Raw genomic sequence first — 21,807 nt, 5'->3', positions numbered from 1 at the left:
AAAATTATCGAATTTTAAAAGTAAAATATGGCATCTAAGGGAAGAGTATGAGGTTATTTAAGCTCATACTTCATTTATTATTTCCCTTATTTTAAATTGAGATGACTATACTTTACTCTTTGGTTTGGCGTAAATTGTTAATAACATTACGCAGATCATAACCACTTGGTGCTTGGTAAATATGTAAGCCAAATTGAGCAACCACAGCAAAAATATGATCAAATATATCCGCTTGAATTGCTTCATATTCTCCCCATAATACGGTATTGGTAAAACAATAAACTTCTAATGGGATGCCTTGTTCTTTAGGATCGAGCTGACGTACCATAAGGGTCATATCTTTACGGATATGAGGATTATTTTCTAAGTAACGTTGCAAATAGGCACGAAAGGTCCCTAAATTGGTTAAGTGGCGTCCGTTTAGTGGGCTATTGCCTTGAATGTTATGTTGGCGATTAAATTCTTGAATTTCATTTGAGCGGGTCGCCAAATAATCAGTTAATAATTGGCTTTCGCTGAGTTTTTGTACCTCTTCTGGACTTAAAAATTTGACACTACTTGAGTCAATATATACGGCACGTTTAATTCGGCGTCCGCCCGATTCACTCATAGCTCGCCAGTTTTTAAAGGAATCGGAAATCAAGGCATAAGTAGGAATGGTTGTAACGGTATTATCCCAGTTTTGTACTTTTACAGTGGTTAAACCAATATCAATCACAGAACCATCAGCATTGTATTTACTCATTTCTAACCAATCGCCTACATTTAACATTCGATTAGCGGATAATTGGATACCAGCCACTAAGCCAAGGATAGGATCTTTAAACACCAACATTAAAACCGCGGTCATTGCCCCTAAACCACTTAATAAAATCACAGGGGATTTACCCAGCAAGATCGAGACTAATAGAATACCTATACCAATAGAAGCAATCAGTTTGACGGTTTGCACCAAGCCTTTTACTGGGAAATGCTGGGCAAGGTTACGTCTAAATAAGTAATTATGAATGGTATCTAATAAGGCAAATAGGGTTAATAATGCAAAAATTAATGACCAAATTTCAGTCAATGTCACTAATAATTCTTGCCAGCTGGTTTCTGGTAGCCAAACACGCAGTTGTATCCCCAGTACGATACCTTGTATGGTATAACCGATATTGGTAAATAAACGTTGTTCCGCAAGTACATTGAACAAAATGCTTTTTGAGTTTTTAAATTGATTACCTAACCAACGGAACAGCACCATATGCAATACAACGTGTATGATCAGTGCGGTGACCAAAATAAAACCGATCATAATTAATGTTACTAACCAGTCTTGATTATGCAGACTATGCTCTTGTAACCACGTTTGTAAGGTTTGAAACATAATTGTTTTCCTTTTTTAATTGAATGAATAAAACATAAGTGATTTATGCCAAAGGCAAGTTGCTATACTAACATATTGACTTTAATAGTGAAAAAGTACCGAGGCAAAACGTTTAACAATTAAACAAATTTAATAGATTTTCTTATTTTGTTTGATAGAATATTTTTTATCTTAGTTATTTACTCGGTTATTTATTGAGGTATTGTTATGAAAATCGCACTATATAGCACCAAAAGCTATGATCGCAAATATTTTGAGCTTGCTAATCAAAAATTTAATGATGAATTAGAATTTTTTGATTTTCCGTTATGTGAACGCACTGCCAAAATGGCGGAAGGGCATGATGCCGTCTGTATTTTTGTTAATGATGATGGTAGCGAAAAAGTTTTGCAAAAACTGGCCGCACTTGGCATAAAAATCGTTGCTTTGCGTTGTGCTGGCTTTAATAATGTGGATTTAGTTGCGGCAAAAGAACTTGGCATTCAAGTAGTGAGGGTGCCTGCTTATTCACCAGAATCTGTGGCAGAACATACCGTGGGCTTAATGCTTACCTTAAACCGCCGTATTCATCGTGCTTATCAGCGTACACGAGAAGCCAATTTTTCTTTAGAAGGGTTAATCGGCTTTAATATGCACGGACGAACTGTGGGGGTTATTGGGACAGGCAAAATTGGTATTGCCACAATGCGCATCTTAAAAGGTTTTGGTATGAATATATTAGCCTATGATCCTTTTAAAAACCCGTTAGCGGAGGAATTAGGGGCTACTTATGTCGAGCTTGATGAGCTTTATCATCGTTCTAAAATTATCACGTTGCATTGCCCTGCCACCCCCGAAAATTATCATTTATTAAATAAAACCGCCTTTGACAAAATGCAAGATGGCGTGATGATCATCAACACCAGCCGCGGCACATTAATTGATACGCAAGCTGCCATTGAAGCCTTAAAACAAGGAAAAATTGGGGCTTTGGGAATGGACGTATATGAAAATGAACGTGAGTTATTCTTTGAAGATAAATCCAATGAAGTGATTCAAGATGATGTTTTCCGCCGTCTTTCTGCTTGTCATAATGTGTTATTAACAGGGCATCAAGCCTTTTTAACAGAAGAAGCTCTAACCAGTATTGCCAATGTTACCTTGGCGAATATTCAAGATATAAAAGAAAAAGGGGGGAGTGGTAATCAGGTAACAGTGTAATTATAGATGGTAATAATATAGTCGTTCAATTTACATAATAAGGTGTAGTAACAGCATCTTATTTTAAAGCAGAACGACTATATTCCCTCATTAGTCTGCCAAGCCTGCTTATCTAGCATTTTGCCAAAATAACTTTCCACTAAACGGTGGGTAATTTCTGTGCTTGGCTGGGTAAAAAGCTGTTGCGGTGTGCCAAGTTCTACCATTTTTCCCTCTTCCATTACCAAAACCTGATCAGAAATATGTTTAATTAAGCCGAGATTTTGTCCCACATAAATATAGGCAATGCCTAAGCGTTGTTGTAAGTCGAGCATTAAATTCACTAATTGGGTTTTTACTGAGGCATCTAAGGCACTGATTGAGTCATCAATAATAATAATTTCTGGCTCTAAAATGACCGCTCTTGCTAGGGCGATACGTTGTTTTTGGCTTAATGATGTGGCAGTAATAGGAATGTTTGCGTGGTCAGGATAAAGCCCTACCATACGCAAGGTTTGCCCAATTTTTTCATTACGCTGTTGTTCATCTAATGCAGTGGCGAGACGTAAAGGAGAATCTAAGATTTGTCCCACATTGGAACGGGGATTAAAGGAACTATTGGTATCTTGGAAAAGCATACGAATATGTTTAGCCCGAAATCCATAATCTCCATAAACAAGGGGCTTTCCTTTGAATAAGATGTTGCCTGAGGAGGGCGGAATAATCCCTGCAATCATTTTGACCAAGGTGGATTTTCCCGAGCCATTGCGTCCAATAATGGATAAGGTTTGTTTTGCCGATAAACGAAAATTAATGTCCGCAACCGCTTGGAAATAACGGGAACCTAATAATTTAAACTGTTCATCTCGGAAAGATTTACTTAAATTTTCTACTTGTAATAATACCGACATTCTGTGATTTCCTCGTTACACCTTTCTTGGTACAACCTTTATAAGGGAAGATTATCATTATTCTCTAGCTTGCCTTGGTTTTCGCGTAAATTTAGTGGGAAATGGCAAGCAAATTCGTGTTGCTTTATTCGTCTTAATATGGGTTTATGAATACATTGCCGTTGTGCAAAAGGGCAACGAGGTCCTAAACGACAGCCTATGGGCATTTGAGCAAGCATAGGAACGGTGCCTGCAAGGGTATTTAATTGGCTTTTTAATACCAAAGGTTGGCTAAAATCTGGGATTGCGTGTAATAATGCCATAGTATAAGGGTGATATGGATTGGCTAAAATGCTTTCTGTGGGACCTGATTCGGCATTTTGTCCGCAATATAATACGCTAAAACTGTGACACCATTCGCTCACACTGATAATATCGTTGCTTGCCAATAATATGCTCATACCATGGTTTTGGTTCATACTGGACAATAAACGAAAAATTTGTTGTTGAGTAATGGATTCGACCGAGTTTGTGGGTTCATCCGCGATTAATAAACGTGGCTGATTTGCGATGGCAATGGCTATCATCACTTTTTGCCCTTCGCCTTCGGTAATTTCATTAGGGTAACTTTGCATTATATCCTGATGATCACGAATACCTACACGATGTAATAATTCAATGGCACGCCGTTTTTTCCAACCAAACCATTGCCACCATTTTCCTTTAAAGGTGCTAAAGGGAATGTTGTCAATAATTTGTTTACCTATTTTTTTACTCGGATCAAGGCAGGTTAGGGGATCTTGGAAGATCATTGAGATTTCTTTGCCCACGAGTTTACGCCGTTTATGGGGAGGTAGCTTAAGTAACTCAATATCATTAAAACGAAACCGATCCGCACGAATAAGCCAGTTGTCTTTTATGGAATTACAAATCACTTTAGCAATTAAACTTTTACCCGAACCGCTTTCACCGACTAATCCATAAATATCCGCTTCATTTAGGGTTAAATTCACATTATCCACCACACGCACATTGCCTGTTGCGGTTTTAATATCAATACAAAGATTACGAATATCTAATAAAGCCATAGCCTTTCCTATTCATCATACCGATTAATGGCTTTGCATAATCCATTACCTAGCATAATAACCACTAAGATACTGATAATAATAGCCACGCCCGGGAAAATCATTGTCCAAGGGGCGAGGTAGATTAATTCTAGGGCATCACGTGTCATAACGCCCCATTCTGGGGTTGGGCGTTGTGCCCCAAGGGCGATAAAGCTCAAGGCACTAATATCAAAAATGGCAATGGTAAAGGATCGAGAGGTTTCACGAATATAAGGAATGGCAATATTGGGTAAAATCGCCTCTTTGAGTAATACCCATTTGGAAGCACCGTCTAAACGCAAGGCAATCACATATTCTTTTTTCAGTTCTTTTTGGATAGCTTGGGCAATTTCGTGTACAAAGTGCGGTAGCAATGCGAAAAATATTGCTAACATTGCGTTAATGAGGCTCGCTTCCATTAAGGTGGCAATAATAATGGCAATAAGTAAAATTGGCACCGATAAAAACGCATCTAAAAAATGCCCGAGAATTCTTGATTTTAATCCACTGCTCATTCCTGCAAGAATGCCTAATATTCCCCCTAAAATGGCGGTGGCAATAATAACCAAAAATGCGGCACCAAAAGTATAGCTTGTGCCTGTAATAATACGGCTAAGTAAATCTCGCCCTAAATCATCAGTGCCAAGAAAATACGCCACTTTACCATTATCATGCCAAGAGGGCGGTAGTAATTCCTGTCCTACAAATTGCCAATCCGCAGAATAGGGGGCAATCCATTGCCCAAATAAGGCAAAGATAACTAACCCGATAAACAGGTAAAAGCTAAACACCGCCATGATATCTTGGCGAAATAAACGCCAGATGGCTCGCAAGGTCTCTCGTTCGCGAAATTCTTCAGGTTCTTTATCTTGCATACCAACCTTTCCTATGCAATGGATCCAGTAAAAATACCAAAAAATCAGTGAATTGGTTAATGATAATCACAATAAGCCCAATGGCGATAATGCCAGCGGAAATGGCATTATAATCCTGTTGTGCGACTGCACTGATAAGCCAACTTCCCACGCCCGGCCAGCCAAACACATTTTCCACTAACATACATTGTGCCAATACTAAGGTAAAAATACGGGTAAATTGTGGCATAATGAGGGGTAAGGTATTACGTAAAATTAATTTGCGTAGGATTTTCCATGTGGACCAGCCTTTAGTACTACTCACTTTCACATAATTTTGTTGAAATAAATATTCGGCACGTTGTTGTACTAAGCGTGTTACTTCCATGGTTGGCGAAATAGCCAAGACAATGGCGGGTAGTACAAGATGTTGAAACACATTTTGGATCACTTTTAAACGATAAGGGGCTTGTACAAACCACACATCAATCGCATTAAAACCAGTTATAGTTTTAATTTGATAAAGTAAATTATACTGCCCCATTGAAGCAATATCCCAATGATGAATAGCGGAAAGATATAACAATAAGGGGGCGATCCAGAATACTGGCACAGATAATCCCAGCGAAGATAAAGCACGAATACTTTTGCCACATAAATTATGGCGATTAAATGCGGCAACCAATCCAAAGGGAACGCCAAATAATAATGCCAATAACATCGCAAAGAAACATAATTCAATGGTGGGAGGAATAACCGCAAACAGTAATTGTAATAAGGATTCGCCGCCATTGTAACTAATGCCTAAATCGCCACGCAATAAACCTTGGAGATAATGAATATAACCTGAGTAGAAATAAGGTTCCGCTAATGCTGCATTGAGGGGATCACGCATTAAAATATGGTAGCTGACCAATGATAAGCAACAAAGGGTAATAAAAATTAGAAAAAGACGGCGTGCAAATGAAGCGATCATTATTGTTGCTCCTTGTGGCTTGGTTGTAACCAAAGTTCAGCAAAATTGATATTTGCAAAATGCCATTTTTCTATGCCTTGTATGCGTTTATTAAACACAAACACTTGTTTCACATTGGCTAAAGGAATAATGGGTAATTGATCGGCAACAATTTGCTCTGCTTGTTGATAATCTTGAATACGCTGTTGTTGATCCGAACGGGTTAAAGCCTGATTAATGACCTGATCAAAGGAGGGATAACACCAATTTGCCAGATTGGTAACATCCTCTTTACTGGCACAACTTAAAATCGGGCGTAAAAAGGTATCGGGATCAGAAGGGCTTGCTAACCAGCCTGTTAAAATCAAATCATAATCTGCCTGTTGATGTTTTAATTGTTGTACCAAATAATTACGGCTCACTTGTTGAATATGCACGTTAACCCCAGCTTGTGCCAAATCAAATTTAATCATCTCTGCCATTTTCATTGGGGCTGGATTATAAACTTGATCCTCGTTAATAACCCATAAATTTAACCGAATTTGCCGTTCAGCGAGCCAAGTGCGGTGGATTTTTGGCGAATATTTAAGGGTAAAATCCGTAAAGGCTGGGGCATTTGCCCAAGAGATATGTGGAATAATATTTTCCGCTAGTGTGGCTGTACCATAATAAATATGATCAATAATCCGTTGTCGATCAATACTTTGAGCAATGGCTCGGCGTAATGTAATATCATTCATCTGCGGTTTATTAAAATTAAAGGCTAAAAACGCCAAATTCATACCTTCATTTTCTTTAAGGCTAAATTGATGACTTTGGTCAATTTCTTTAAACAGCCCTAATTGACTCACTTCAGGAAACGCTACGATCTGACATTCCCCATTGAGCAATTTGGTTAAACGCCCAGTGCGATAAGTGGAAATATCCACCACAATGTTGTCAATTTTCGCCGCCTGTTGCCAATAATCTTGATGACGTTGTAAACGAATATATTGATTGCGAGCATATTCTTTTACCTTATAAGCCCCTGTGCCAATGGGCAATAAATCTAATTGAGCAAGGTTATTGTCAGCATTAAGTTGTAAAGCATATTCCCGTGAAAAAATCACCGCATATTGGCTTGCCAAATGAGAAAGAATAGAGGCATCAGGCTCAAATAAACGAATTTGCACTTGATAAGGGGCAGTAGCACGAACCTCCGCAATTTTGGCTTTTAAATTAATGCTATCAAAATAAGGAAAATGGGCTTTTTTTGCCAATTCATTAAAGATTTGATATTGGCGGTTATCAAATACCGCCACATTATCTAACGTTGGTAAATCATCATTTTTACCCAATACACGATTGAGGGAAAATACCACGTCTTCCGCATTAAAATCTCGTGTTGGCGTAAACCATTCCGTTTGGTGAAACTTTATCCCTTTACGCAAATTAATGGTGATTAACTTACCATCTGGCGAAATATGATAAGATTGTGCTAATTCTGGCGAAATTTGTGAGTGATTTTTTTGGCTAAATAACTTGTTATAGATTTGTTCTGTCACCACATTCATACTGACACCCGCATCAGCGGTCTGTGGATTAAAGGAAAAAACTGAGGCATAAGTACAATAAATTAAGCCATTATCCATCACTTGGGCAGGAATACGCGGTGCAGAATAAAGGCGAGTTCCATAGCATACTCCGAGCAGAGCAATGATAAAAAGGGTTTTAAATGTGGATTTAATTGATAACATAACAAGCTATTTTCCTGATTTTGTCCGAGAATTGTAAAATATATTGGCAAAATATGCTATTTTCTCTGCGGATAAATCACATTTTTTGCTTATGTTTCATTATTTTTCTTTTCTATGAAAAGGATAAGGGATATATGTTTCATCGATTACAAACAGAAATCAAAGAGATCGTCAATCGTGGGCTTGATCGCTCATTACGTTTAGCCGTAACGGGCTTAAGCCGTAGCGGTAAGACCGCTTTTATTACCAGTTTAATTAACCAATTATTACATATTAATCGGGAAGATAATGCCCATTTGCCATTATTTGAACCTGCTCGGCGTAAACAAATTATTGGCGTAAAACGGGTTTCACAGCTTGATATGCGTATTCCACGCTTTGATTATGAACAAAATCTCAGGGATCTAAGCCAAACACCGCCTATTTGGCCGCAATCAACACGTGGAGTAAGTGAAACAAGACTTGCAATCCGTTATTTACATCAAGATAGCCTTGTTCGTCATATTAAGCATACTGGCACATTATATTTAGATATTTTTGATTACCCCGGCGAATGGTTATTGGATTTGCCCTTGCTCAGTTTAAGTTTTGAGCAATGGTCGCAACAACTGGCACAACATCATCAAGGTAAACGCATAGAACTGGCTAAATCTTGGTGGCAACAATTACAAAAACTGGATCTTATGGAAAATGCCAATGATGATGTTTTAGCCCAAATCGCAAACCAATACACCGATTATCTTCATCAATGTAAAGCACAGGGATTACATTTTATCCAACCCGGGCGTTTTGTCTTACCTGGAGAGCTAGCAGGCGCCCCAGCTTTACAATTTTTCCCTTTACTGCATCTCAATGAAACACAATGGCAAACCTTAAAAAGCCAAAGTCATAGTAAAAGCTATTTTGCCGTATTGCAAAAAAGATATGATTATTATCGTCAACATATTGTGAAACATTTTTATCAACATTATTTCTCGCAATTTGATCGCCAAATTATTTTGGCGGATTGTTTAACACCGCTTAATCATAGTTATCAAGCCTTTCAAGATATGCGAGAAGGCTTACAGCAATTATTTAGCAATTTTCATTATGGTAAACGCACCTTATTGCACCGCTTATTTTCGCCCCAAATTGATAAATTAATGTTTGTTGCCAGTAAAGCGGATCATATTACCACCGATCAATTACCCAATTTAATTAGCCTAATGCGGCAATTAGTGCAAGAGGGCGGACGGCACGCCGAATTTGAGGGGATAAGCACCGAATATTCTGCTATCGCCGCTATTCGTGCGACTCAACAAGTGCTTGTCAATCAACAAGGGCAACAGTTCAAAGCCCTGCAAGGCATACGCTCACAGGATAAACAACCCGTTACCCTTTATCCAGGCACAGTGCCAAATAAACTGCCACAAGCGGATTTTTGGCAACAACAGGGCTTTGAATTTGATCAATTTGAGCCACAACCTTTAATAACGGGCGAACCGATCCCACATTTGCGTATGGACGCCGTATTACAATTTTTATTAGCAGACAAATTCCACTAAGCGGAATATTTTTCAATTAGAGTAATGGAGCTTATGAGCAAACAAATTTTTTCCCAAGTTGAACAATCTCCTCAACACAATGAGGAAACTGAAAATATTCAACAAAAACAAATTTTTACCACAGAGGATATTCAAATCGATCCCTCTGCCTTAAATAGTGCGACCCTTGAGGGCGAAAGGGTAGAGGACAAATTTGAGCAAATGCTCCAACCTAAACCAAGATGGTGGAAAAAATTACTTGCTACGGGGCTAATCCTATTTATTGGGGCAGTCATTGCTCAAACTATCCAATGGTTAATAGATAGTTGGCAACAAAATCAATGGATTTATCTGGTTTTTGCCATAGCGAGCCTTGCTCTTATTGTGGTGGGATTAAATGCCATTGTACAAGAATGGCGAACTCTCGTGCGTTTAAAACGGCGAATGCGTTATCAACAACAAGGGGAAACATTATTACAACAATCCTCACAACAAGATGATAGTGAAAAAGGCAAAGCCTTTTGTTTTGGCTTAGTGGAAAATATGGGGCTTGATAAGCAAGATCCTCGTTTAATCCAATGGCAACAGCAAATTAACGAAGCCCATTCCGCCCAAGAAGTCAGCTATTTATTTAGCCAAAATGTGTTAGCGGATTTAGATCGTCAAGCGAAAAAAGCCATTAGCCAAAGTGCCACCGAGGCGACGTTAATCGTTGCCATTAGCCCCTTGGCATTGGTGGATATGTTTTTTGTGGCGTGGCGTAATTTAGGTTTAATCAATAAGATTGCCAAAATTTATGGCATTGAACTAGGCTATTTTAGCCGTATCCGCCTATTGCGTATGGTACTTGTTAATATTGCCTTTGCTGGGGCAACGGAATTGGTACAAGAAATGGGCATGGATTGGTTATCACAAGATATTACCGCCAAATTATCCGCCCGAATGGCACAGGGTATTGGCGTGGGTTTATTAACCGCACGTCTAGGGATCAAAGCGATGGCGTTTTGCCGCCCAATGCCATTCCAATCAGGGGAAAAACCACGTTTAAGTTTGGTGCATAAACAATTATTAACCACCTTAAAAGATAACCTATTAAAAACCAAACAACATCAACCTAAACAATCAGAATATCGTTAATAAATTATGAACTATTTTAATCTTCATCTTCCAAGCCAAAAAGCCGATCATAAACGACTTGGTAACGTCTTAGCAGGTGCAGACAGTTTTGCCATTGCTGAAATTGCTCAACAACATCAAGGTTTAACATTGGTTGTTAGCCCTGATACCAGAAGTGCGGTGCGTTTAGAAAAAATTTTATCAGAATTGACCGCACTTCCTGTGCGTTTCTTCCCTGATTGGGAAACCTTGCCTTATGATAATTTTTCGCCTCATCAAGACATTATTTCCACGCGTTTACGCACCTTATTTGAATTGCAACATTATCAACAACCAAGCATTGTGGTCTTACCCATTACCACTTTAATGCAACGGCTATGCCCACCAGAATTTTTACAACACAATGTTCTTTTGATTAAAAAAGGGGATCGTTTTAATCTTGATAAATTACGTTTACAGCTAGAAAACGCAGGCTATCGTGCGGTTGAACAAGTTTTAGAACATGGCGAATATGCAGTGCGAGGAGCATTGCTCGATTTATTTCCAATGGGAAGTGCGGTGCCTTTTCGCTTAGATTTTTTTGATGATGAAATTGACTCCATTCGCACCTTCAATCTGGATAATCAACGCAGTTTAACGGAAATTGAGCAAGTTAATTTATTACCCGCTCACGAATTTCCCACAGATAGCAAAGGTATTGAGCATTTTCGCACCAAATTCCGCGAAACCTTTGCGGAAATTCGTCGCGATCCTGAACATATTTATCAACAAGTTAGCAAAGGCACCTTGGCGGCTGGTATCGAATATTGGCAACCTCTCTTTTTTGACGAAATGGCGACTCTATTTGACTATTTGCCTGAGCAAACTTTGTTAATTGATTTTATGGATAATGCCTCGCAAGCAGAACGTTTTTACCAAGATGCACAAGGGCGATTTGACAATTATTCCGTCGATCCTATGCGTCCCTTATTGCCCCCCTCACAGCTTTGGTTAAAAATTGATGAAATTCATCATCAATTTAAACAATATCCACGTTTAACCTTAACAGAACAAACATTATCCAGCTCAGCGAAACAACAAAATTTACCGATCCGAGCTTTACCTGAGTTAAGGATTCAAGTACAGCACAAAGAGCCATTACAACCATTACGCCAATTTATTGAACAAATTCATTTGCCCATTTTGTTCAGCGTAGAAACGGAAGGACGGCGTGAAACCTTATTGGATTTACTTAAGCCTTTAAAGCTCAAGCCACAACAAATTCAACAGGTAACAGAAAGCCTGCAACATTCGCAAAGCCTATGGGTAAGCTCCCTTGAACGGGGTTTTATTATTGATGAACAACTGGCGATTATCAGCGAACAAGAATTATTAGGCGAACGTGTCCAACAACGCCAGCGTCAAAAACAAAAAAATCTTAACCCCGATACCCTTATTCGCAATCTCGCCGAATTAAAAATAGGGCAACCTGTTGTCCATTTAGATCATGGGGTAGGGCGTTATGGCGGACTAGTCAGCTTAGAAAATGGGGGGATTCAAGCAGAGTTTTTATTATTAAGCTATGCCAATGAGGCGAAATTATATGTGCCAGTTTCTTCCTTGCACGTCATTAGCCGTTATGTGGGTGGCGATGAAGATACGGCACCCTTGCATAAATTGGGCAGTGATGCTTGGGTTAAAGCAAGACAAAAAGCTGCGGAAAAAATTCGTGATGTTGCCGCGGAATTACTTGATGTTTATGCCAAACGTGAAGCACATCAAGGCTTCGCCTTTCATTATGATCGAGAAGAATATCAAAAATTTGCTGCCACCTTCCCTTTTGAAGAAACCTATGATCAGGAAATGGCAATTAATGCCGTGATTTCTGATATGTGCCAAGCTAAAGCTATGGATCGTTTGGTTTGTGGTGATGTGGGGTTTGGAAAAACTGAAGTGGCAATGCGAGCCGCCTTTTTAGCCATTATGAACAGTAAACAAGTGGCTGTGTTAGTGCCTACCACGTTATTAGCACAACAACATTATGATAACTTCAAAGATCGTTTCGCCAATTTACCTGTGAATGTTGAAATGCTATCGCGTTTTAAAACCGCGAAACAACAAAAACAAGTACTACAAGATTTAGCGGAAGGAAAAATTGATGTGCTTATTGGTACCCACAAATTAATTCAGCCTGACGTCAAATTTAGCGATCTCGGTTTATTAATTATTGATGAAGAACATCGTTTTGGAGTACGTCAAAAAGAGCAAATTAAACAATTACGCAGTAATATTGATATTCTTACCTTGACCGCCACACCAATCCCACGCACCCTCAATATGGCAATGAATGGTATTCGTGATCTTTCCATTATTTCCACGCCACCCGCTCGCCGTTTAACCATTAAAACCTTTGTACGTCAGCATAATGATAGCCTTATCCGAGAAGCGATTTTGCGTGAAATCTTGCGGGGCGGACAGGTATATTATTTACATAATGATGTAGCCAGCATTGAAAAATGTGCCGAAAAACTGACCGCACTTGTGCCAGAGGCTCGCATTACCATTGGGCATGGGCAAATGCGTGAACGTGAGCTAGAAAAAGTGATGTCTGATTTCTATCATCAACGCTTTAACCTACTAGTCTGTTCAACCATTATTGAAACAGGTATTGATGTTCCTACCGCTAACACTATTATTATTGAACGAGCGGATCATTTTGGTTTAGCACAATTACACCAATTACGTGGGCGAGTAGGACGATCACATCATCAAGCCTATGCTTATTTATTAACGCCACCGCCAAAATTGATGACCAAAGATGCACAAAAACGCTTAGAAGCACTAGAAAACCTCGACAACCTCGGAGCAGGTTTTATCTTGGCGACTCACGATTTAGAAATTCGAGGCGCAGGGGAATTGCTCGGCTCAGAACAAAGCGGACAAATAGAAAGTATCGGTTTTTCTCTTTATATGGAATTACTTGAAAAAGCGGTCAACAGCCTAAAAGAAGGAAAAGAACCAAGCCTAGAAGAACTCACCCAAAGTCATCAACTGGATATTGATCTTCATATTCCAGCTCTACTGCCCGAAGATTATCTCGGCGATGTTAATATGCGTTTATCTTTTTATAAACGTATTGCAGGCGCAGAAAATCAACAAATACTTGATGAACTCAAAGTGGAATTAATCGACCGCTTTGGACAATTACCACCAGCCACCGCAAATTTATTACGCATTGCGAGTTTACGCCTAAAAGCGAAACCTCTACATATCGTACGCATAGAAACAAGCGAACAAGGCGGATTTATTGAATTTGCCCCTAATGCAGAACTGGATCCATCAAAATTGATCGCATTAATCCAACAACAGCCACAGGTTTATAAATTTGACGGCCCAACAAAATTCAAATTCCAACAAAAATTTGACAATCATCAAGCCAGAATAGATTTTGTCTGGGAGTTAGTGGGGGAGTTGGTGTCTAAATAAGGTAAAGTGATAAGTGTAAAACGTAAGTTCATGTTTATAAAGGTTTTTTAAATAAAAAGAGCTGCTAATAATTTGAGAAAATTATTATTAGCAACTCTTTTGTCCATTACACCTTATTTTTTTTCTGCGGGCGTTGCCAGTTTTTAATATGACGTTGTGGCACCCTTGTGATGACTAATTCATTGGCGTTAATCTTTTTAGTGATTGTTGAGCCTGCGCCTATGGTTGCGCCGTTTTCTATTTCAACAGGGGCGACTAATTGGCTATCTGAGCCTACAAAAACATTATCGCCAATAATGGTTTTAAATTTGTTTGCACCATCATAATTGCAAGTAATTACGCCTGCTCCAATATTGCATTGACGCCCAATTTCACTATCGCCAATATAGGCAAGGTGATTGACTTTTGAGCCTTGTGCAATCGAGGATTTTTTAATTTCTACAAAGTTACCCACATGAGTTTCTGCGCCTAATTCTGCGCCGGGACGTAAACGTGAGAATGGTCCGATAATGGCGTGGTGATCCACTTTAGCTTGTTCAATCACGGAATAAGGTTTTATTTCTACGCCATCGGCAATGTCGCAATCTTTTAAAACGCAACCTGCTCCAATTTTTACGTGATTTCCTAACCGCACTTTGCCTTCGATAATAACATTGGCATCGATTTCTACATCTTTACCATGATATAGCTCACCACGTAAATCAAAGCGTTCAGGATCCCGTAACATGACGCCAGCAAGTAATAAATTTTGTGCTTGTTTGCGTTGGTAATAGCGTTCTAATTTCGCTAATTGTAAACGGTTGTTAGCCCCTTCTACTTCTAAAATATCTTCTGCTTGTACTGCAACGATTGGGCAACCCTCTTGATGAGCTAAACCAATAACATCGGTCATATAATATTCGCCTTGAGCATTATTGTTTTCTAATTTGGCAAGCCATTTTTTGAAGCTAGCTCCGTCAGACACCATCACGCCGGTATTGACTTCTTGAATTTGGCGTTGTTCATCGTTGGCATCTTTTTGTTCGACAATACCAATGACTTTTTCATTTTGGCGTAAAATACGTCCGTAGCCAGTAGGATCAGCCAGTTTAACAGTTAATAATGCAATACCCTTTTCAGGTTTTGCCTCAATCAATCGGGTTAAGGTGTGTTGACTAATAAGAGGGGTATCGCCATAAAGCATTAAAATATTTTCATTATCTTGGAAAAAAGGTGAGGCTTGTTGCATAGCATGCCCTGTACCTAATTGCTCCGCTTGATAAACCCAATTCACAGGCTGGTCTTGTAAATGCTTTTGCATTACTTCGCCACCATGCCCATAAATGAGATGAATATTTTGTGCATTCAGTTTTTTCGCCGTATCGATAACGTGTTGAACCATTGCTTTACCAGCAATAGTATGTAATACCTTAGGGAGATCGGAGTACATTCTTGTTCCTTTTCCCGCCGCTAAGATAACGACACTAAGGGGAGAGTGAAATTGTGTGTTTGTCATTATGATTCCTCACTTAATTCGTTGCTTTAAGCTGGTCAATGGTGGTTTTATTGAAAAGATAATGTGTGCCGCAACATTCGCATTGCATATCAATGGTACCTTGATGCTCGGCTAAAATTTCTTCGATTTCTTGTTCTGATAAGAGCAATAATGCGGCCCCAGAACGTTGTTGAGAACAGCCACAATGGAAATGTAAGGTTTGTGCAGGAAAAATTTCAACGGTTTCTTCATGGTACAAGCAATATAGTAATTGCTCGGCAGATAATGTAAATAATTCTTCTTCTTTGACCGTTGCAGTTAATGTTGCAAGGTGTTCAAAATCTTGTTCATGCCCCAAACCATCAGGCATAATTTGTAATAACATTCCTGCTGCTACAGCTTGACCTTCTATTTCCCCCGAACGAATAATCAGTTGAGTTTGTAATTGTTCTGAGCGAATAAAATAATCCTCAATACATTCAGTTAAGGTTGGCTTATCAAGGCTAATAATACCTTGATAACGCTCGCCCTCCGTAGGAATAATTGAAATAACTAATACCGCTTTTCCTACCATTTCTGCGAGAGTCATATCATGAGTGATTTCACCTTCTACTCTGGCTAAAGCTCGTAATTGTTGTTGATCGGTACCATTGACAACTGCCAGTTTTAGCGGCCCTTCGCCTTGAATTTGTACTGTAATGGCGCCTTTAAATTTTAAGGTTGCCGTTAATAAACTGGTGGCAACCATCATCTCGCCGAGTAAATGTTGTACGGGCTTTGGATACTGATGGGTGTTTAATGTGTCTGTAAAGGTTTGATTTAAACGCACCCATTCACCACGTACGGCACGATCTTTAAAGAGGTATCGATATAATTTGTCGTTATCTTGTTGATATTGTTCTTCTTTCATTCTTTTTTCCTAAATCATTAAATATTCAATGCTTCATCGGTTTCAATAAAATATTGATTCATTTCAAATGCGGGTTTTTCCGCTTGATTATGGCTAATAATACGTGCAGGCACGCCAGCTGCGGTTGCAGACTCTGGCACAGCTTGTAAAACAACAGAATTTGCCCCAATTTTGGCATAACGCCCAACCTCAATGTTACCTAAGATTTTTGCGCCTGCACCAATCATTACCCCCTCACGGATTTTAGGGTGACGATCGCCACATTCTTTGCCTGTACCGCCTAGGGTTACGCCTTGTAAAATAGAGACGTCATTTTCTATTACAGAGGTTTCCCCTACCACAATCCCTGTGGCATGGTCGAACATAATACCATGCCCAATTTGGGCTGCGGGGTGAATATCTACATCAAAAGCCACGGATATTTCATTTTGCAAGTAAAGGGCAAGGGCTTTACGTCCTTGCTTCCATAAGTAATGGGTAACACGATAGCTTTGCAAAGCGTGAAAACCTTTTAAGTAAAGTAAAGGGGTTGACCAAAGTTCAACCGCTGGATCTCTTGAACGTACTGCATTTATATCATAAGCAGCACTTTCAATAATATTAGGTTCGGCGAAATAGGCCTCCTCAATAATCTCTTTTAAGGCAATGGCAGGCATAATGGCATTAGACAATTTATTAGCAAGAATATAACTTAATGCTCCACCTAAACATTGATGTTTTAAAATGGTGGCATGGAAAAAGCTGGCTAACATAGGTTCATTTTCTGCCAGAATTTTTGCTTCTTGATGAATATTTTGCCAAACAGTTTCTCGTTGTACCGATGTCATTAAGTTATTCTCCCTTTTTCTCACGCCCTAATAAAGTCATCGCCGCCTCTTTTGCATTTTTACCACAAAATAATACCTGGTATATTTGTTCAGTGATAGGCATTTCAACCCCTTGCTGTTGTGCCAACAAATAAGCCTCTTTGGTATTGTGATAACCTTCTACCACTTGTCCAATATTTTCCATTGCTGCTTGAGCAGATAAACCTTGCCCTAGCATTAAACCAAAGCGGCGATTACGCGATTGATTATCGGTACAGGTTAAAACTAAATCTCCAAGACCTGACATACCCATAAATGTACTTGGGCTTGCACCGAGAGATACGCCTAAACGGCTAATCTCAGCGATGCCTCGCGTAATCAGTGCTGTTCTTGCATTGGCACCAAAGCCTATACCATCGGACATTCCTGCACCAATCGCAATCACATTTTTAATGGCACCCCCTAATTGTACACCCACCATATCAGAATTAAGGTAAACACGAAAATGCTTGCTACAATGAATTCTTGCTTGAAATTCTCGGGCGAATTGCTCGTTATTAGCCGCTAAAGTAATCGCCGTAGGAAGTCCCTCCGCTAATTCTTTAGCAAACGTTGGGCCTGAAAGTACCGCAAGAGGATATTGCTCACCTAAATGTTCCACAACGACATCTTGTAGCAACCGCCCTGTATTTGATTCCAACCCTTTCGTTGCCCAAACAATACGATGTTCTGCTGTTAAATAAGGTTGAATACGTTGAATCACTTCGCCAAAAACATGACTAGGTACAACAATCAATAAATCACGCGAAACTTGAATCGCTTTTGCTAAATCTGCCTCAATATGTAACGCATCAGGAAACGTAATATTAGGCAAAAATTGGCTATTTTCACGCTGTTGTACCAGTTGCTGACAATGCTGAAGATTATGCCCCCATAAATAGGTTGGATAACCATTGCGAGAAAAGGTAATTGCCAAGGCTGTACCATAAGAGCCAGCACCTAAAACCGTAATGGGGGACGTGGTGAGATAAGTGTTCGACATTCATTCACCTCATTGAAGAAAAGAAGTCCGTTTTTGACAAAACGGACGAGGTATTTGGGATTAATGGACTTCGCTATTTTCTTGATTAGCTTGCGCTTGTTCTTGACGTTGTAAATAATCAACAAACAGCGCATCAAAATTGACTGGAGAAAGGTTAAGTGCTGGGAAAGTACCACGATTTACCAAGCTAGACACTAACTCACGCGCATAAGGGAACAACATTTCAGGGCATTTTGCTGTTAAACAATGTGCCATTTGCATTTGATCCAAACCACTAATTGTAAAGACACCCGCTTGTTTTACTTCACAAATAAACGCCACATCTTGTGAATCTTCCATTGTGGTTTCAAGGGAAATATTTAAACAAACTTCATATAAATCTTCTGCTAAGTTATTGGTTTCTGTGCTTAAATCAAATTTAAGATGAGGTTTCCATTCTTGCTGAAAAATTTGTGGTAAATTTGGGGCTTCAAAAGAAACATCTTTCACATAAATACGTTGAATTTGTAATACAGGCTGAGCTTGTTCAGTTTCCGCTGCTACATTTTGATTTTCTTCTGTCATTGTTTGCTCCTTAACGAATATAAATAAGATAACGTGATTATTTTTCTAATGGTAAATTTGCACTACGCCAGCCTGTAATCCCCTCTTTGAGGACATAAACACGACGAAACCCTTGCTTAACCAATTCTTTCGCAGAGGCTGTGGCAGTAAAACCGCTTGTATCTACTAATACCACAGGCACATCTTTATGCTGTTCAATTTTGCCAATATTCTGTTTTTTAATATCGCTTGGGGTAAGTTGTAAACTATGAATAATATGACCACGTTTAAACTCATCAATCGTGCGTAAGTCAACCACTTTCGCATTGTCTTTATTGATTAACATCGTCATTTCTGTATTAGAAACCATCTTAAATTTCGCTGTTGCCGCATTTAAGAAAGTATAGATCACCATAAAAAATACCGTAAACCAAGCAACTACCATTAGGGTATGATTCTTGGCAAATTCAATCGCCATTGTGACAAAGTCTAAATTTTCCATATTTTTCTCAAAAGTAATATCATAAAGTGCTAAGTATAGCTTTAGTTATGTTGTTGAGCAATGTTATATTTTGAGAATATCGTTATAGATCTATAAATAGTAATAATGTAGATTAATCATATTAATAATTAAAGTACAATAACTTCGTTTATAATGATAAAGTGAGGATTAACTTAAAACTGTACAATTAGAGGGAAAAATGAAAATAAATAATTACCGTGATCAAATTAAAATTGTTTTTTTTGATATTGACGACACATTATATTTAAAACATCAAGATTATTTACCTGACAGTATTCGCCCTGCGATTAAACAATTAAAAGCTAATGGTATTATTCCTGCTATTGCCACAGGGCGAACTTACTGTGCTTTCCCACCAGTATTACAACAATTAATTAAAGAAGAAAATATTGATGCACTTGTAACCATGAATGGGCAATATGTATGCTACCAAAATAAAATCATCAAAAAATATCCGATTGATAAAGCTGAACTATTACGCTTAACCAAGTTTTTTCAGCAACATCAAATAGAATATGCTTTTATTACTCAACAAGAAATTCTTGTATCTAATATTAATTCAGCACTAGAAAATGCCCTTAATCCTATTACGAAAAGTTATCGATTAAATCAAGATCCCGATTATTTATTACATCACGATATTTTTCAGTTGCTTGCTTTTTATCCACAACAACAGGATCAATTTATTGAAGAGAGTCAGATTTTGCAAAATGTTAAAACAGTACGCTGGCATGAGGATTCTGTTGATATTTTTGATGCTTCTGGTTCAAAAGCAAGGGGAATTCGTGCGATGTTAGATTATCTAGGTTTGGATATGCAACAAGCAATGGCATTTGGCGATGGTTTGAATGATATAGAAATGCTAGCAGAAGTTGGCGTTGGCGTTGCCATGGGCAATGCACATGAAAAATTAAAGCAACAAGCTGATTATATTACTGAGAGTGTGGCTGAACATGGTATTGCGAACTTTTTATATAAAGCTGGGCTACTTTAATTTTTAAATCATTTATAGTCGTTTCCAATTTAAAATAAGACAAAGTGATATGCTGAAGATTCCAACTTGTTATTATTTTAAAGTAGGACGACTATAAAACAAAAAAATAATAAATTTTGACCGCACTTCTTACGATTCAATATTACCTACCCCAACATCAAGGCTTGTCGGATAAGCTGTTGTTTTAAGGGTGGCAGTTTTTCTACACTACTTAAGCCTATGCCTCTGACAAGTTTTTTAATGGGATTGTTACCGTTGAACAGATCTTTTAAGCCTTGCATAGCGATTAACATTTTTATCGCTTCCGTTTTACGTTTTTGTTCGTAATGGCGGAGGTGGCGGTATAAGCCGATATCCTGTTGTTTTTGTGCTAAAGCCAGTAATTCTTGGGCAAGAGTCATTGCGTCTTGGAAGCCTAAATTGACACCTAAACCTGCTAAGGGGTGAATGGTATGGGCGGCATCGCCGACTAAAGCGATACGCGGTTGAGCGAATTGGCGGGCATATCTTGCGGTAAGTGGGTAGCTTTGTCGTTCACTTACCACTTCACATAAGCCTAATTGATGATCAAAAGCCACTGTGAGGGCTTTATTGAAGGCGGTTTGATCGCAATGTGTGAGTTGTTTTGCCTGTTCTGGTGGTAATGACCACACGATAGAACAGAGGTTATCTTGATGTAGTGGTAAAAAGGCGAGAATGCTTTGTGGGGAGAAAATTTGTCTCGCACAATGTTGATGGGGTTCACTGGTTTTGACGTTGCAAACCAGTGCGTGATGGGCATAATCGCGAAAAATGAGTGGGATATGTGCTTGTTGGCGTAACCAAGAATTGGCACCATCCGCCCCGACCACTAATTTGGTTGATAACATTTCGCCATTGGCTAGTGAGAGAATAGCATTGTCTTCGGTAATGCCTAAGTGCTGTGGAAGTGCGGTCAATATTTCACAATTTTTTTGTTGTTCAACCTGTTGCCATAATAGGCGTTGCAATAAGGCATTTTCTACAATATGCCCTAAGTGGGTTACGCCTAATCCTTCTGTGCTGAGATTAAGCTGAGCAAAGCTATCTTTTTCCCATATATACATTTGTTGGTAAGCTGTTGCTCGCTGTTGCAATAATAATTGCCAAACCCCAAATTGTTCGAGCATTTGTTCACTGCTAAGATTTAATGCACTGACACGATGGGATATGCTTTGTTCGGTTAAATCAGGGGGGCAAGTTTCAATAACGGCGAGACGGAGTTGACTTTGGCGTAAAGCAAGGGCGAGCGCTAATCCTACCATGCCGCCACCAATAATAACGAGATCAAAATGTTTCAT

General features: G+C 38.9%; 18 protein-coding genes. 5 read left to right on the top strand and 13 right to left on the bottom strand.

Translation table 11 applies throughout. The features are described from left to right. Positions 1-112: 112 nt before the first annotated feature. Positions 113-1,369: a mechanosensitive ion channel family protein gene (locus EV694_RS05315; protein ID WP_132690278.1), complete on the bottom strand. Its 1,257-nt coding sequence runs from the start codon at positions 1,367-1,369 to the stop codon at positions 113-115. Positions 1,370-1,576: 207 nt separating this feature from the next. Between EV694_RS05315 and EV694_RS05310 the strand changes: the two genes are divergently transcribed. Beyond that, positions 1,577-2,569 carry a 2-hydroxyacid dehydrogenase gene (locus tag EV694_RS05310; RefSeq protein ID WP_132690276.1) on the top strand — a complete coding sequence of 331 codons (993 nt, stop codon included), beginning with the start codon at positions 1,577-1,579 and terminating at the stop codon, positions 2,567-2,569. 77 nt (positions 2,570-2,646) lie between these two features. Here EV694_RS05310 and EV694_RS05305 read toward each other — a convergent pair whose 3' ends face one another. Genes EV694_RS05305 through EV694_RS05285 form a run of 5 tightly spaced genes read right to left on the bottom strand, consistent with a single transcriptional unit; the run spans position 2,647 to position 8,092 of the window. Further along, complete coding sequence (locus tag EV694_RS05305) at positions 2,647-3,459, bottom strand: peptide ABC transporter ATP-binding protein (RefSeq protein ID WP_132690274.1); 813 nt, start codon at positions 3,457-3,459, stop codon at positions 2,647-2,649. A gap of 38 nt (positions 3,460-3,497) precedes the next feature. Further along, entirely contained in the window at positions 3,498-4,526 is a 1,029-nt protein-coding gene (locus tag EV694_RS05300) for a peptide ABC transporter ATP-binding protein (protein WP_132690272.1), read from the bottom strand. Positions 4,527-4,534: 8 nt separating this feature from the next. Next, entirely contained in the window at positions 4,535-5,422 is an 888-nt protein-coding gene (locus tag EV694_RS05295; protein WP_132690270.1) for an ABC transporter permease subunit, read from the bottom strand. After that, entirely contained in the window at positions 5,412-6,377 is a 966-nt protein-coding gene (locus EV694_RS05290; RefSeq protein WP_132690268.1) for an ABC transporter permease, read from the bottom strand. Before EV694_RS05290 ends, EV694_RS05295 begins: the two co-directional genes overlap by 11 nt. After that, positions 6,377-8,092, bottom strand: coding sequence for an ABC transporter substrate-binding protein (locus EV694_RS05285; protein ID WP_132690266.1), 1,716 nt, complete (start codon positions 8,090-8,092; stop codon positions 6,377-6,379). The genes EV694_RS05290 and EV694_RS05285 overlap by 1 nt, the downstream gene beginning before the upstream one ends. Positions 8,093-8,226: 134 nt before the next feature. Between EV694_RS05285 and EV694_RS05280 the strand changes: the two genes are divergently transcribed. From EV694_RS05280 to mfd, 3 genes are read left to right on the top strand one after another with little or no spacing between them, the layout of a single operon-like run. Then, on the top strand, positions 8,227-9,636 hold the full coding sequence (locus tag EV694_RS05280; RefSeq protein WP_132690264.1) for a YcjX family GTP-binding protein: 1,410 nt from the start codon (positions 8,227-8,229) through the stop codon (positions 9,634-9,636). Between the two features lie 33 nt (positions 9,637-9,669). After that, the gene (locus EV694_RS05275) at positions 9,670-10,752 is read left to right on the top strand and encodes a YcjF family protein (protein ID WP_132690262.1); all 1,083 of its coding nucleotides are present in this window, start codon (positions 9,670-9,672) and stop codon (positions 10,750-10,752) included. Positions 10,753-10,758: 6 nt separating this feature from the next. Further along, the gene (gene mfd, locus EV694_RS05270) at positions 10,759-14,196 is read left to right on the top strand and encodes a transcription-repair coupling factor (RefSeq protein WP_132690260.1); all 3,438 of its coding nucleotides are present in this window, start codon (positions 10,759-10,761) and stop codon (positions 14,194-14,196) included. Positions 14,197-14,302: 106 nt separating this feature from the next. Here the strand turns inward: mfd and glmU are convergent, their stop codons facing one another. The 6 genes from glmU to EV694_RS05240 are packed head-to-tail and all read right to left on the bottom strand — an operon-like array spanning position 14,303 to position 19,473. Next, entirely contained in the window at positions 14,303-15,691 is a 1,389-nt protein-coding gene (gene glmU, locus EV694_RS05265) for a bifunctional UDP-N-acetylglucosamine diphosphorylase/glucosamine-1-phosphate N-acetyltransferase GlmU (protein ID WP_132690258.1), read from the bottom strand. Between the two features lie 13 nt (positions 15,692-15,704). Further along, a complete protein-coding gene (gene hslO / locus EV694_RS05260; protein ID WP_132690256.1) occupies positions 15,705-16,580 on the bottom strand; it encodes an Hsp33 family molecular chaperone HslO in 876 nt (291 codons plus the stop codon). 17 nt (positions 16,581-16,597) lie between these two features. Next, positions 16,598-17,407 (bottom strand): serine O-acetyltransferase, encoded by an 810-nt coding sequence (cysE, locus tag EV694_RS05255; RefSeq protein ID WP_132690254.1) that lies wholly within the window; start codon positions 17,405-17,407, stop codon positions 16,598-16,600. Positions 17,408-17,411: 4 nt separating this feature from the next. Then, positions 17,412-18,428 carry an NAD(P)H-dependent glycerol-3-phosphate dehydrogenase gene (gene gpsA / locus EV694_RS05250; protein WP_132690252.1) on the bottom strand — a complete coding sequence of 339 codons (1,017 nt, stop codon included), beginning with the start codon at positions 18,426-18,428 and terminating at the stop codon, positions 17,412-17,414. A 60-nt stretch (positions 18,429-18,488) separates the two neighbouring features. Next, complete coding sequence (gene secB, locus EV694_RS05245; protein ID WP_132690250.1) at positions 18,489-18,992, bottom strand: protein-export chaperone SecB; 504 nt, start codon at positions 18,990-18,992, stop codon at positions 18,489-18,491. Between the two features lie 37 nt (positions 18,993-19,029). Then, positions 19,030-19,473, bottom strand: coding sequence for a rhodanese-like domain-containing protein (locus tag EV694_RS05240; RefSeq protein ID WP_132690248.1), 444 nt, complete (start codon positions 19,471-19,473; stop codon positions 19,030-19,032). Between the two features lie 199 nt (positions 19,474-19,672). Here EV694_RS05240 and EV694_RS05235 point away from each other — a divergent pair, with 199 nt between their 5' ends. After that, complete coding sequence (locus EV694_RS05235) at positions 19,673-20,488, top strand: Cof-type HAD-IIB family hydrolase (protein ID WP_132690246.1); 816 nt, start codon at positions 19,673-19,675, stop codon at positions 20,486-20,488. A 146-nt stretch (positions 20,489-20,634) separates the two neighbouring features. Here the strand turns inward: EV694_RS05235 and EV694_RS05230 are convergent, their stop codons facing one another. After that, on the bottom strand, positions 20,635-21,807 hold the full coding sequence (locus EV694_RS05230; protein WP_132690244.1) for an FAD-dependent monooxygenase: 1,173 nt from the start codon (positions 21,805-21,807) through the stop codon (positions 20,635-20,637).

Source organism: Volucribacter psittacicida (genome assembly GCF_004339025.1).
GTDB lineage: Bacteria > Pseudomonadota > Gammaproteobacteria > Enterobacterales > Pasteurellaceae > Volucribacter > Volucribacter psittacicida.
The sequence above is the reverse complement of the archived record's forward strand: the minus strand, read 5'-3'. Positions and strand labels throughout refer to the sequence as shown.

Bases quoted from the DNA above. Each gene is read 5' to 3' on its own strand.
- gpsA (WP_132690252.1), bottom strand. From the start codon at position 18,428: ATGTCGAACACTTATCTCACCACGTCCCCCATTACGGTTTTAGGTGCT.
- EV694_RS05275 (WP_132690262.1), top strand. From the start codon at position 9,670: ATGAGCAAACAAATTTTTTCCCAAGTTGAACAATCTCCTCAACACAAT.
- EV694_RS05280 (WP_132690264.1), top strand. From the start codon at position 8,227: ATGTTTCATCGATTACAAACAGAAATCAAAGAGATCGTCAATCGTGGG.
- EV694_RS05240 (WP_132690248.1), bottom strand. From the start codon at position 19,473: ATGGAAAATTTAGACTTTGTCACAATGGCGATTGAATTTGCCAAGAAT.
- EV694_RS05315 (WP_132690278.1), bottom strand. From the start codon at position 1,369: ATGTTTCAAACCTTACAAACGTGGTTACAAGAGCATAGTCTGCATAAT.
- hslO (WP_132690256.1), bottom strand. From the start codon at position 16,580: ATGAAAGAAGAACAATATCAACAAGATAACGACAAATTATATCGATAC.
- mfd (WP_132690260.1), top strand. From the start codon at position 10,759: ATGAACTATTTTAATCTTCATCTTCCAAGCCAAAAAGCCGATCATAAA.
- EV694_RS05295 (WP_132690270.1), bottom strand. From the start codon at position 5,422: ATGCAAGATAAAGAACCTGAAGAATTTCGCGAACGAGAGACCTTGCGA.
- EV694_RS05285 (WP_132690266.1), bottom strand. From the start codon at position 8,092: ATGTTATCAATTAAATCCACATTTAAAACCCTTTTTATCATTGCTCTG.
- EV694_RS05230 (WP_132690244.1), bottom strand. From the start codon at position 21,807: ATGAAACATTTTGATCTCGTTATTATTGGTGGCGGCATGGTAGGATTA.
- EV694_RS05290 (WP_132690268.1), bottom strand. From the start codon at position 6,377: ATGATCGCTTCATTTGCACGCCGTCTTTTTCTAATTTTTATTACCCTT.
- secB (WP_132690250.1), bottom strand. From the start codon at position 18,992: ATGACAGAAGAAAATCAAAATGTAGCAGCGGAAACTGAACAAGCTCAG.
- EV694_RS05235 (WP_132690246.1), top strand. From the start codon at position 19,673: ATGAAAATAAATAATTACCGTGATCAAATTAAAATTGTTTTTTTTGAT.
- EV694_RS05305 (WP_132690274.1), bottom strand. From the start codon at position 3,459: ATGTCGGTATTATTACAAGTAGAAAATTTAAGTAAATCTTTCCGAGAT.
- cysE (WP_132690254.1), bottom strand. From the start codon at position 17,407: ATGACATCGGTACAACGAGAAACTGTTTGGCAAAATATTCATCAAGAA.
- EV694_RS05300 (WP_132690272.1), bottom strand. From the start codon at position 4,526: ATGGCTTTATTAGATATTCGTAATCTTTGTATTGATATTAAAACCGCA.
- glmU (WP_132690258.1), bottom strand. From the start codon at position 15,691: ATGACAAACACACAATTTCACTCTCCCCTTAGTGTCGTTATCTTAGCG.
- EV694_RS05310 (WP_132690276.1), top strand. From the start codon at position 1,577: ATGAAAATCGCACTATATAGCACCAAAAGCTATGATCGCAAATATTTT.